The sequence below is a fragment of the Alcaligenes sp. WGS1538 genome, assembly GCF_043187505.1.
Lineage (GTDB): Bacteria > Pseudomonadota > Gammaproteobacteria > Burkholderiales > Burkholderiaceae_B > Alcaligenes.
Map to the genome: position 1 here is coordinate 3,003,869 of NZ_CP171109.1, position 11,841 is coordinate 3,015,709.

At 65.3% G+C, this 11,841-nt stretch carries 9 protein-coding genes; 3 read left to right on the forward strand and 6 right to left on the reverse strand.

What is annotated here, in order from left to right; genetic code table 11:
• Nucleotides 1–71: 71 nt before the first annotated feature.
• The 3 genes from ACF3ND_RS14000 to ACF3ND_RS14010 form a co-directional block, all read right to left on the reverse strand.
• Nucleotides 72–1,058: a diaminopimelate dehydrogenase gene (locus tag ACF3ND_RS14000; RefSeq protein WP_394061433.1), complete on the reverse strand. Its 987-nt coding sequence runs from the start codon at nt 1,056–1,058 to the stop codon at nt 72–74.
• 62 nt (nt 1,059–1,120) lie between these two features.
• Nucleotides 1,121–1,786 (reverse strand): leucine efflux protein LeuE, encoded by a 666-nt coding sequence (leuE, locus tag ACF3ND_RS14005; protein WP_394061435.1) that lies wholly within the window; start codon nt 1,784–1,786, stop codon nt 1,121–1,123.
• Between the two features lie 464 nt (nt 1,787–2,250).
• Nucleotides 2,251–3,774, reverse strand: coding sequence for an acetyl-CoA hydrolase/transferase family protein (locus ACF3ND_RS14010; RefSeq protein WP_394061437.1), 1,524 nt, complete (start codon nt 3,772–3,774; stop codon nt 2,251–2,253).
• 196 nt (nt 3,775–3,970) lie between these two features.
• On the opposite strand from ACF3ND_RS14010, the gene ACF3ND_RS14015 reads away from it, so the two are divergent.
• Nucleotides 3,971–4,879, forward strand: coding sequence for a LysR family transcriptional regulator (locus ACF3ND_RS14015; RefSeq protein ID WP_394061439.1), 909 nt, complete (start codon nt 3,971–3,973; stop codon nt 4,877–4,879).
• An 836-nt stretch (nt 4,880–5,715) separates the two neighbouring features.
• On the opposite strand, the gene ahpF is transcribed toward ACF3ND_RS14015, so the two are convergent.
• The 3 genes from ahpF to ACF3ND_RS14030 all read right to left on the reverse strand — a co-directional run bounded on the left by ahpF (nt 5,716) and on the right by ACF3ND_RS14030 (nt 9,648).
• Entirely contained in the window at nt 5,716–7,308 is a 1,593-nt protein-coding gene (ahpF, locus tag ACF3ND_RS14020; protein WP_394061441.1) for an alkyl hydroperoxide reductase subunit F, read from the reverse strand.
• A 108-nt stretch (nt 7,309–7,416) separates the two neighbouring features.
• Complete coding sequence (ahpC, locus tag ACF3ND_RS14025; RefSeq protein WP_394061443.1) at nt 7,417–7,980, reverse strand: alkyl hydroperoxide reductase subunit C; 564 nt, start codon at nt 7,978–7,980, stop codon at nt 7,417–7,419.
• Nucleotides 7,981–8,223: 243 nt separating this feature from the next.
• On the reverse strand, nt 8,224–9,648 hold the full coding sequence (locus ACF3ND_RS14030) for a PLP-dependent aminotransferase family protein (protein ID WP_394061445.1): 1,425 nt from the start codon (nt 9,646–9,648) through the stop codon (nt 8,224–8,226).
• Nucleotides 9,649–9,803: 155 nt separating this feature from the next.
• Here ACF3ND_RS14030 and ACF3ND_RS14035 point away from each other — a divergent pair, with 155 nt between their 5' ends.
• Nucleotides 9,804–10,688: a DMT family transporter gene (locus ACF3ND_RS14035; RefSeq protein WP_394061447.1), complete on the forward strand. Its 885-nt coding sequence runs from the start codon at nt 9,804–9,806 to the stop codon at nt 10,686–10,688.
• Between the two features lie 410 nt (nt 10,689–11,098).
• On the forward strand, nt 11,099–11,836 hold the full coding sequence (locus ACF3ND_RS14040; RefSeq protein ID WP_394061449.1) for a phosphoadenylyl-sulfate reductase: 738 nt from the start codon (nt 11,099–11,101) through the stop codon (nt 11,834–11,836).
• Nucleotides 11,837–11,841: the final 5 nt, after the last annotated feature.

Sequence of the window (11,841 nt, forward strand, 5' to 3'; positions counted from 1 at the left end):
GGACTGCCGCGAATACTGATTCCGCCCATCAGCGCCGCGCATGGCGCGCGCCGATGGGTGGAATCGCCGTTTTACAGCAGCTCTTTGCGCAGCTCGGCGGGCGACTTGGGCGAGAGCAGGCCGGGAGCCACGTCGAACACCGTCTTGGCGCCGATCTGGCCCTGCTGGTTCATGCGGTAGGCGGCGCGCGCATACGCGACCAGCACGCTGGAGGTGAATTCCGGATTGCTGCCCAGGTTCAGGGAATACTCCACCACCTGCTGGGTGCCGGCGCCGGACTGGCCGCTGCGGATCACGAAACCGCCGTGCGGCATGGCCGAATGCTCGCGCGCCAGCGTGTCCGCATCGATGAAATTGACTTCGGTGTCGTAGTCGGCGAAATAGTCGGGCATGGTGACGATGGCCTGGCGCACGGCGTCGGCATCGGCGCCTTCGGCCAGCACCACGAAGCACTGGCGCTTGTGTTTCTCACGCGTGCCGAGCACGGGCTGCTCGCCATTGCGCACGCGCTGCACGGCGGCCTCGATGGGCAGGGTGTATTGCACGCCGCCGGCCACGCCGGGCACCCGGCGGATGGCGTCCGAGTGGCCCTGGCTCAGGCCCTTGCCCCAGAAAGTGTAGGTTTCGCCCACCGGCAGCACGCACTCGCCATACAGGCGATTGATGGAGAACAGGCCCGGATCCCAGCCCACGGCGATCAGGGCCGTGGTCCCGGCGCCCTGGGCGGCGGCGTCCACGGCGGCGTGGTATTCCGGAATGCGGGCATGGGTGTCGAAGCTGTCCACCGTGTTGAACCAGCGGGCCAGCGCGGGGCCCTGCTCGGGCAGGTCGTTCTTGGAGCCGCCGCAGAGGATCAGCACGTCGATGGCGTCACGGTGCTGCTCGATGCCGTCCAGCGCATGCACGGGCACGGACGCATTCTGCAGTTTCACGGAAGCGGGATCGCGGCGGGTGAAGACGCCGACCAGCTCCATGTCCGGATTCTGGGCGATGGCCAGTTCGACGCCTCGCCCCAGATTGCCATAACCTGCGATGCCCACACGGATTTTGCTGCTCATAAGTGATGATTTCCTTTGACTGATGAAGAGATGGTGCGTTGCGGCGATGCGGGCTATCTGCTTCAGTCGCTGATCATGCGGGCTGCAAAGCCCATGAACAGCAATCCCACCGAGCCGTTGCCCAGGCGGGACAGGCGCTGGTGCCGCCGGAAGATCCCCGCCAGCCGGTCGCCCCCCACGATCAGCAAGGACAGATAGCAGAAGCTGATGACTTCCACCACCAGGCCCAGCACCAGAAAGGCCAGGCCGGCATGGCCGGCGGCGGGATTGACGAACTGGACGAAGAAAGACAGGAAGAACAGGATGGCCTTGGGATTGAGCAAGCTCAGGAACACAGCCTTGCGGAACCGCCCTTGGTGGCGCACGCGGGTATCGATGGCGCGCATCGCCCCGCCCTTCTGGAAGGCCGACTGCAGCAGGCGCACGCCCAGATACAGCAAATAGGCCGCGCCCAGCCAGCGTATGCCCATGTAGAGCATGGGCAGGGTCTTGAGCAGGGAGGCCGCGCCCAGGGCGGTCAGGGTCATGAGGATGCCGTCGCCCACGACTACGCCCAGCGCAGCCTTGTAGCCCTCCCGCACGCCATGGCCCGCGCTGCTGGCCAGTACGTAGAGCGAGTTGGGGCCCGGCAGGAGCACGATGAACACCGTCCCCACCACAAACGCCCAGAAATTGATGATCCCGATCTGTTCCAGCACCCCGGCCTCGCTTTGCGCGCAACAATCCATGATTTTAGCGCTAAAAGGGGCCCCCACGCTGCGCAGGCTATTGCCTGCTTGCTGTCCACCTCGCGGCAGGCAGGCCGCTCGGATTCGCCAGGCGCAGAACAGTCCGCAGGGACTGTCCTGTGTCCGGGCTCATCCCCCAAGGGGGGCGCCTTTTATCTTGGGCGGTCCGGCGTTCCGGCGGCCCGGCGATAAAAGGGGCCCCCACGCTGCGCAGGCTGTCGCCTGCTTGCTGTCCACCTCGCGGCGGGCAGGCCGCTCGGATTCGCCAGGCGCAGGACAGTCCGCAGGGACTGTCCTGTGTCCGGGCTCATCCCCCAAGGGGGGCGCCCTTTGCCTCGGGCGGCCCGGCTGCCCAGCAATAAAAAAATGCCCCTGGCACGGGTGGCATGCCAGGGGCGATCAGGTCAGCCAGATACTCATGCGGCGGCGGACTGACTCGGCGTCGCACGATTCGGACCTGATCACTACGCAGTCGCGGCCTCCTGGGCATGGAACTGCTCCTGGCGCATGGTGCCGTGTTGCTGGTAGCGGGCATGCCAGGACAAGGCTTCTTCCAGAATGTGCGGGGTATGTCCGCCGCGCTGTTCGGCGCGCCGGACATAGTCGAGCAGGGCCGCGCGGTAGTCGGGATGCGCACAGTTCTGGATGATGACGCGGGCGCGCTCGCGCGGCGCCAGGCCGCGCAGGTCGGCCAGCCCCCATTCGGAGACCAGCACGGCCACGTCGTGTTCGGTGTGATCCACATGCGAGACCATGGGCACGACGCTGGAGATGTCGCCGTCCTTAGCCACGGATTTGCTCACGAAGATGGACAGGTGGGCATTGCGGGCGAAATCGCCGGAACCGCCGATGCCGTTCATCATGTGCGTGCCGCAGACATGCGTGGAATTCACGTTGCCGTAGATATCGAATTCCAGGGCGGTATTGATGGCGATGATGCCCAGGCGGCGCACCAGCTCGGGATGATTGCTGATTTCCTGCGGACGCAGCACCACCTTGTCGCGGTAGCGCTCCAGGCCGTCCAGGAACTGCGCCGTCTTGGCTGCGGACAGCGTGACCGAGGAGGCCGAGGCAAAGCGCAGCTGGCCCGAATCCAGCAAGGCGATGGCGCTGTCCTGCAGTACTTCCGAATACATGGTCAGGTCCTGGAAGGGCGAATCCACCAGGCCATGGGTGACGGCATTGGCGATGGTGCCTATGCCCACCTGCAAGGGCAGCAGCGAATTGCTCAGCCTGCCGGCCGCCACTTCGCCCTTCAGGAACTCGATGATGTGGCCGGCGATGGCCTGGGTTTCGGCATCCGGCGGCAAGGCGCTGGAGGGACTGTCCAGAGCGTCGGTCACGACGATGCCCACGATGCGGGCGGGATCCACCTGGATGGCGGCGGCGCCGATGCGCTGCTCGACCGAGATCAGGGCGATGGGCTCGCGATGCGGACGCATATCGGGCACATAGATGTCATGCAGGCCTTCCAGCTCCAGGGGCATGCCCAGGTTCAGCTCCACGATGATCTGCCGCGCCTGCTGGGCGAAGCTGGCCGAATTGCCCACGGAGGTGGTGGGCACGATGGCGCCGGTCTCGGTGATGGCCACGGCTTCGATCACGGCGATGTCGATGGCGGGCAGGTTGCCGCAGCGCAGCTGCTCCACGGTCTGGGACAGGTGCTGGTCGGCGAACAGAACCTTGCCCTGGTTGATGTGGCGGCGCAGCACGGCGTCCACCTGGAAGGGCATGCGCTTGGCCAGCACGCCCGCCTCGGCCATCAATCCATCGCTGTCGTTGCCCAGCGAGGCCCCGGTGATCACATTCAGGCGCAGCGGCTCGCCCTGGGCGCGCTGCGCCAGGGCGCGCGGCATGGCCTTGCAGTCGCCAGCGCGCGTAAAGCCGCTCATGCCCACATTCATGCCGTCCCGGAAGAAGGCCGCCGCCTCCTGCGCCGTCATGACCTTGTCTTCCAACCCTGGGAAACGGATGCGATCCTTGAACATCGTATGCTCCTGTCTCGGTATCATGATCTGCCAGCTGTTGCGGTCGGGGGAGCCTGGGTCCGAAAGCGCCGGGCGAGGTCTCCACGCCCTGGCAACTGGCGTTTATGTTTTTGAACGGCGTCAGCATAGCATCGCCATAATGAATAAAATTACTACTGATAAGTCATAAAATTCATGACTGAAAAGGAAGCTGGCCATGGATGTCCGATCGCTGCGGTACTTCATCGAAACCGTTAAACATCAAAGCTTTACGCAAGCGGCCCAAAGCCTGAGCGTGACCCAGTCCACGGTCAGCAAGATGGTCAGGCAACTGGAAGACGAGGTGGGCGAGCCGCTGCTGATCCGCGACCATCGCCAGCTCCAGCTGACCGATTGCGGCAAGGTGGTGCTGGAGCGCGGCCAGGAGGTCCTGCAAAGCGTGCAGCGGCTGCTGCGCGAGGTGCATGAAGTGCAGGCCCTGCAGCGCGGCAGGCTGGAGCTGGGCATGCCGCCCATGATCAATGTGCTGTTCACCGAAGTGCTCAAGGCCTTCAAGGCCCGCCACCCGAGGATCGAACTCGTCCTGCACGAAGAGACCGGCATGGGGATCGAACGCATGGTGGCCGCCGGCGCGGTGGAGATGGGCTTGAGCATCCTGCCGCTGGGCCCGGAGCTGAACTTGTCCGCCGCCCCGGTGGCGCGCCACGGCGTCTGGGCCATAGGCCGCAAGAACAGCTTTCGCAGCGCGCAAGGCAAGGTCAAGCTCGAAGAACTGGAGCGCCACCCGCTGATATTCCTGAGCGACGACTTCGCCCTGACCCGCATGCTGCGCCGCGCCTTCGCGCATGCCGGCCTGCAGCCCCACATCGCGGCCCAGAGCGGGCAATGGGACTGGGTGGCCTCCATGGCGCAGGCCGGCATGGGCATCGCCCTGCTGCCTCAACCCTTTCTGTCGCGCCTGGAGTCCGGGGACTGGGTCGCGGCCGAGATCGTGGAGCCCGCCCTGAACTGGGAAGTGGCCCTGCTGTGGAACGGCCGCTACCTGTCGCAGGCGGCCAAGGCCTGGCTGCAGGTGTGCGCGGACGTGCTGGGCGGCAGTTGGCCTGGGCTGGACGGCGAAGCCTGACAAGAAGCGCCTGGGCCCGCGATCCATACACCCTGCCGCCGACCCCAAAAAAAGGTTCTTCGAGGAATTCCGGGGACTCCTCCGTGTTTGACGAGCCGTTTGGGCCAAGCGGAAAGAAGCTCGGGTTCTCGCGAGGCAGGCCGGGGCGGGCCGGCTTGGCTGGGTCCTTCGCCCGCGCTGTGCGCGGGTTCCCTGGTCAGGATACGGGGGCGGGCGGGGCGTGAACTCCCAGGGTGATTCGTCCACTGGACGAATCACAAGCGCCCTGCTCGAGCAGCACGCCCCTTGCCTCCCGCCCCCGCATCCCGCCTGCGGCGAAGGCCCTGACTCGCCCGCCGGGCCGCCCCGGCCCGCCTCACGAGAACAGCGCCGTCTTTTTGGCCCAAACGGCGGGACGTCCGCACACGTCGTACAACGCATCAGCCATCCGCTGAATTTTCTGCTTGGTATGGATGTTCAGAGCCGGGGCGATGCCATCAGCATTTTGAGCCGTTCAAGGCGCGGGAAGATCGGACGGGGCGGGTCGGATGGCTTGCCGCAGGCGGGGTGCGGGGACGGGAGCTAAGCGTCGTTCTGTTCGACGGCGGCGCTTGTTGCTCGCCCGGGGGGCGAGCAACCCGCCGGAGTTAACGACGCGCCCGGCCAGGCGCCTCGACCAGGGCACCGGCGCGGCGCGCCGGCAAGCCGTCAGCACCGTCCGCTCTTCCTGCGCCTTGAATGGCGTCTTCAAAAAACCGGTTCGGCATCGATCTGGCCATTCAGTTCCCCGAATTCTTCGAAGAACCAAAAAAAGCCACCCCCGCAGGGGTGGCGGCTGATCACGCCGTCCTTGACGATCAGGCCGTGACGCTTTCGGCGACGGGCTGTTCCACTTCGGCCGAGCTACGGATCAGGTAGTCAAAGGCGCTGAGCGAAGCCTTGGCGCCTTCGCCGGCGGCGATGATGATCTGCTTGTACGGCACGGTGGTGACGTCGCCCGCGGCAAACACGCCGGCCAGGGAGGTCGCGCCGCGCACGTCCACTTCGATTTCGCCGTGCCGCGACAGCGCGACATCGCTGCCCTTCAGCCATTCGGTGTTGGGCACCAGGCCGATCTGCACGAACACGCCGTCCAGATCCAGATGCCGGGACTGCTGGGTCTCGCGATCCAGGTAGTTCAGGCCCACCACCTTCTTGCCGTCGCCCAGCACTTCCGTGGTCTGGGCCTGGGTGACGATCTTGACGTTGGGCAGGCTGCGCAGCTTGCGTTGCAGCACCTCGTCAGCGCGCAGGGTCGCGCCGAACTCGATCAGCGTGACGTGGCGCACCAGGCCGGCCAGGTCGATGGCCGCTTCCACGCCGGAGTTGCCTCCGCCGACCACCGCCACGTCCTTGCCCTTGAACAGGGGGCCGTCGCAGTGCGGGCAGTAGGCCACGCCGCGGTTGCGGTATTCCTGTTCGCCGGGCACGTTCAGTTCGCGCCAGCGCGCGCCGGTGGCCAGGATGACGGACTTGGCCTTCAGCTGGCCGCCGCCGGCCACGTCCACCAGGATCTGCTTGCCTTCGCGGCGGATGTTCGCGGCGCGATGCAGATTCATGATGTCCACGTCATAGGCCTTGACGTGCTGCTCCAGCGCCGCGGCGAACTTCGGACCTTCGGTCTCGACCACGGAAATGTAGTTCTCGATGGCCATGGTGTCCAGCACCTGGCCGCCGAAACGCTCGGCCAGCACGCCGGTGCGGATGCCCTTGCGGGCCGCATATATGGCTGCAGCCGCGCCGGCGGGACCGCCGCCCACGACCAGCACGTCGTATTCGTCCTTGGCGTCCAGGGCCTGGGCGCGGGCTTCGTTGTCGCCGGCGTCCAGCTTGGCCAGCAGTTCCTCGGCACTGGCGCGTCCCTGGTGGAACAGCTCGCCGTTCAGGTACACGGCCGGCACGGACAGGATGTTGCGCTCTTCCACTTCCTTCTGGAACAGCGCGCCGTCGATGGCCACGTGCTTGATGCGCGGATTGATGACGGACATCGCGTTCAGGGCCTGCACCACGTCGGGACAGTTCTGGCACGACAGCGAGAAATAGGTTTCAAAGGCGAAGTCGCCCGACAGATTGCGGATCTGTTCGATGACGGCCTCGTCCAGCTTGATCGCGTGGCCGCCGACTTGCAGCAGGGCCAGGATCAAGGAGGTGAATTCGTGCCCCATGGGGATGCCGGCGAAGCTGACGCTCACGTCGGTTCCGGGACGGTTGATCTTGAAGGAAGGCTTGCGCTCTTGCGAGCCCGCGTCTTCGCGATAGCTGATCTTGTCGGAGAGGCTATCGATTTCCTGCAGCAGTTCGCGCAGCTCCACGGACTTGGCGCCCACATCCAGCGACGCAACGATCTCGATCGGTTGGGTGATCTTCTCGAGATAAGCCTTCAATTGAGTTTTGATGTTTGCATCTAACATGAGAAACGCCTTTTTTATCCTGTACTGAACGAAACACATGGGGCGCCTGGACCGGCCAGGCGCCTGGCGGGCGGCGGCTGGCGCCGCCCGCCTGCGACCATAGAGGTCTTAGATCTTGCCGACCAGGTCCAGGGAAGGAGTCAGCGTCTTGGCGCCTTCTTCCCACTTGGCTGGGCACACTTCACCGGGGTGAGCGGCGATGTACTGGGCAGCCTTGACCTTGCGCAGCAGTTCGGAAGCGTCGCGGCCGATGCCGTTGTCGTGGATTTCCAGGACTTTGATCTCGCCGGCTGGGTTGACCACGAAGGTGCCGCGCAGAGCGATGCCTTCTTCTTCGATCAGCACGTCGAAGTTGCGGGACAGTTGGTGAGTCGGGTCACCGATCATGGGGTAGTTCACTTTGCTGATGGCGTCGGACGTGTCGTGCCATGCCTTGTGAGCGAAGTGGGTGTCGGTGGACACGGAGTAGACTTCCACGCCCAGCTTCTGGAACTCTGCGTAATGGTCGGCCAGGTCTTCCAGCTCGGTTGGGCACACGAAGGTGAAGTCGGCTGGGTAGAAAACGAACACAGACCATTTGCCGGCGACGGTTTCGTTGCTGACTTCAACGAACTTGCCGTTGTGGTAAGCGGTTGCCTTGAATGGTTTGATGACGGTGTTGATCAAAGACATGTTAGCTCCAGTTAGCGGTTAACAATTGACAGTAAAGCCATTATAGGAAGCTGCGTTCGATTAGTGAAATTGATTAATACAATTGCACTAATTGCAAATACCTATCGCATTGAGCGCAGAATTTTCTTTCTGTGCGCAACACGTCTCTATGCTAACAGAGCTGGATTACAGTGCAACTACAGATACAGTTCGGCATAAGGCCATGGGAGCGTCCGGCCCTGGGGCCGGTGCGCAGGCGCATTGTCAGGAAGGTACGCTGTCCGTCCTCTGCCGGGCGGCATCCAGACACCGTTCGAGGTCGCCCCAGAATGCATCGTCGCCGGCCACCGACACGTTGATGCGCACGTAGGTCGAGGGCTGCTGCTCCGGCGAGAACAGGGCGCCTGGCACCAGCAGGTGCCCCGGCCTGCCCAGGGCCCGCACCAGGCTTTCGGTCTCCACGCCGGTATCCGTCCAGACGAACATGCCCGCCTGCGGCGGCGCATCAGGCGCCAGGCCCAGACGTGTCAGGCGCTCCAATGTCTGCTGCCGGCCGCCGTCCGCATGGCGCCGCAAGCGGTCCAGGTGCTTGCGGTAGGGCCCGTCCACCAGCAGCCTGTGGGTGACCCGTTCGCTCAGTTCGGGGGTGGTCAGCCCCGCCAGCATCTTCAGGTTGACCAGCGATTGCAGCAAGGCAGGGGATGCCGCCATGTAGGCCAGGCGCAAGCCCGCCGCCAGTACCTTGGAATACCCGCCCACCAGGGTGACCCGGTGCAGCTGATCCAGTTGCGCCAGCCTGCAGGGCGGATGCGAATGCAGTTCGCTGTAGGTGTCGTCCTCGATGATGTGGAAACCCCAGGTCTGGGCCAGCGTCAGGATGGCGTGGGCGACCGAGGGACTCAGGCTGAAGCCCGTGGGATTGTGCACCACGGTATTCAGGATGACCAGGCGCGGCCGGTGCTCTCGGGCCAGTTGCTCCAGCACGGCCACGTCCGGCCCGTCGGCGCGCCGCGGCACGCTGAGCACCCGCACATCCACCACCGCCAGGCGGGCGAACAGCAGATACCAGGCGGGATCCTCCACCACCACCGTGTCGCCCGGACGCAGCCAGTGCCGCAACAGCAGGTCCAGCGCATGCGTGGCCCCGCTGCACAGCAGGATCTGGGTGTCCGGGTCGGCCTGTATGCCGCTGTCCTCCAGCTGCCCGGCGATGTGCTGGCGCAGGGGGCGGTAGCCGTGCGAATGGCCATAGCCCAGCAGGCCCGAATCCGCGCTGCGGCTGACCTGCCTCACGGCCGCCAGCACCATGTCATTGTCCAGCCACTGGGTGGGAATGCCGGCGCTGTCGCTGTGCCCCATGAAGCTGTTCAGCATCCAGTTAACGTCTATCTTGCGCGGTTCGTTCCTGTCCGCCCGCAGCGACTCGGTGCGCAGACGCCGGGGCTGGCGCACGCGCACGAAGAACCCCGAGCCCGGCCGGGATTCCACCAGCCCCAGGGCCATGAGCCTGTCGTAGGCCGCCACCACGGTATGCGTGCTCACGCCGGCCGACTGCGCCATCCTGCGCACCGAGGGCAGGCGGCTGCCGCCGCGGTAGCGCAGGTGCAGCTCCTGCTGCACCCACGCCACCAATTGTTCGCTGAGCGTGACATCCGAGCCCCGGACCGGCTCCCAGTTCGTCCATTCCATTATGCTGTCTCCATCGCCGCGACGCTGAACTGTAGTGGTGGTTCGACCAATACGGCTGAACCGCCTGATCGCCCAACTGTACTGCTACTGTATTGCCTATTTATTTTACGCTTGATGCTCCAATGAACACATGACCTTCATCCGTGGTGACATCCATGAGCCGCAGCACGACTTTCCAACCGTCCGCCCCCGCCCTGCTTCCCTATGCCTACGCCTTCGTGGGCGTGCTGGTCTTCGCCTTCACCCTGCCCATGACGCGGGTGGCGGTCCACAACTTCGACCCCTGGCTGATCGGGATGGCGCGCGCCGGCATCGGCGGCCTGTGCGCGGCGCTGATCCTGCTGGCCACCCGCAGCCGCCGCCCGACAGCCGCTGAATGGCGCGGCATCGCCCTGTCCTGCACGGGCGTGATCGTGGGCTGGCCGGTGTTCTCGTCCATCGCCATGCAAACCGTGCCGTCCTCGCACGGCGCCGTACTCAGCGGGCTGATCCCGCTGGCCACGGCCATCATCAGCGCCGGGCGCAGCGGCGAATCCCTGAGCCGACGCTTCTGGCTGCTCAGCCTGCTGGGCGCCATGCTGGTGCTGGCCTACGCCTTCTACATCGGCGAAGGTGCGCTGCAGACGGGCGACCTCTGGCTGGCGCTGGCGGTCTTCATGTCCGGGGTGGGCTACGCCGAAGGCGGCCGCGTGGCGCGCACGCTGGGAGGCTGGCGCACCATCTGCTGGTGCCTGACGGCCAGCCTGCCTTTGACCGTGCCCGCGTCCCTGTGGCTGGCCCTGCCCATGGAGCAGGCGCCCTCCGCGCAAGCCACGATGGCACTGCTGTACCTGGCGCTGTGTTCGTCGCTGCTGGGCTTTTTCCCCTGGTACAAGGCCATGGCCATGGGCGGGGTGGCGCGCATCGGCCAGGTCCAGTTGGCCCAGCCCTTCCTGACCATCCTGATCTCCGCCCTATGGCTGGGCGAGCAAGTTGACCTGCTGACCTGGCTGAGCTGCGTCATCATCATCGTCATCATCGCCGCCAGCCGGCGTGCCTGAGGACTGCCCCACGCCGCGCCTTCGGCTTGCTGTCCACCTCGCGGCCTGTATGCCGCTCGGATTCGCCAGGCACCAGACAGTCCGCAGGGACTGTCTGGTGTCCGGGCTCATCCCCCGAGGGGGCGCTTTTTATCTTGGGACGGCCCGGCGATAAAAAAGTACCCCCACGCTGCGCCTTCGGCTTGCTGCCCCCCGAGGGGGCACTTTTTATCTTGGGGCGGCCCGGCGATAAAAGGCGGCTAAATAGGCCTGGGGCATAACCACCTTACGAATAGTTCGTTCCCCTGCCCGGCCGGCGCAAGCAAACTTGCTCATAAGTTTATGAACGATGTGACGTGTCGGCCAGGCTCCGCCTTACCAGGAATTCCTCTTTCGGCCGGCACCGCCACAGCCTGCCGGGAATTCCGATCGTGCCCTCCTACGCCCCCGCCATCACCGCCCTGACCGCCCGTCCGCTGGCGCTCTGGAAGCAACTGCGCGACGATCTCGTCTGGATCGCCCGCGAACATCCCGACGCCGTCCTGGCCTCCTCGCTGGCCGCAGAGGACATGGTCGTCTTTCACGCCATGTCCATCTACGCGCCCGAGCTCCAGACCCTGACGCTGGATACCGGACGGCTGCACGCCGAAACCGTGCAGATGGCAGCCGCCATCCGCCAGCACTACCAACGCGAGATCCTGTTCTTCCGCCCCGAACCCGAACGCGTACAGGCCCACGTGCAACAGCACGGCGCCCATGCCTTCTATGAAAGCGTGGAACTGCGCAAGCAATGCTGCCAGATACGCAAGGTGGAGCCGCTGCGCCGCGCCCTGGCCGGACGTTCGGCCTGGATCACCGGCCAGCGCCGCGAGCAATCGGCCAGCCGCAGCGAACTGGCCCGCCAGGAATACGACGCCGTGTTCGGGTTGCAGAAATTCAACCCCCTGACCGAATGGACGCACGAGGACGTCTGGGCAGTGATCCGCGGGCTGGGCATTCCCTACAACCCCCTGCACGACCAGGGCTATCCCTCCATAGGCTGCGAACCCTGCACCCGCGCCATCCGCCCCGGCGAAGACGTGCGCGCCGGCCGCTGGTGGTGGGAGCAGCGCGACAGCCTCGAATGCGGCCTGCACGCCGGCAATCTGCACAGCAGCGTCAATACCTAAAGGAA

Bases quoted from the DNA above. Each gene is read 5' to 3' on its own strand.
- ahpF (WP_394061441.1), bottom strand. From the start codon at position 7,308: ATGTTAGATGCAAACATCAAAACTCAATTGAAGGCTTATCTCGAGAAG.
- ACF3ND_RS14035 (WP_394061447.1), top strand. From the start codon at position 9,804: ATGAGCCGCAGCACGACTTTCCAACCGTCCGCCCCCGCCCTGCTTCCC.
- ahpC (WP_394061443.1), bottom strand. From the start codon at position 7,980: ATGTCTTTGATCAACACCGTCATCAAACCATTCAAGGCAACCGCTTAC.
- ACF3ND_RS14000 (WP_394061433.1), bottom strand. From the start codon at position 1,058: ATGAGCAGCAAAATCCGTGTGGGCATCGCAGGTTATGGCAATCTGGGG.
- ACF3ND_RS14015 (WP_394061439.1), top strand. From the start codon at position 3,971: ATGGATGTCCGATCGCTGCGGTACTTCATCGAAACCGTTAAACATCAA.
- ACF3ND_RS14030 (WP_394061445.1), bottom strand. From the start codon at position 9,648: ATGGAATGGACGAACTGGGAGCCGGTCCGGGGCTCGGATGTCACGCTC.
- ACF3ND_RS14010 (WP_394061437.1), bottom strand. From the start codon at position 3,774: ATGTTCAAGGATCGCATCCGTTTCCCAGGGTTGGAAGACAAGGTCATG.
- leuE (WP_394061435.1), bottom strand. From the start codon at position 1,786: ATGGATTGTTGCGCGCAAAGCGAGGCCGGGGTGCTGGAACAGATCGGG.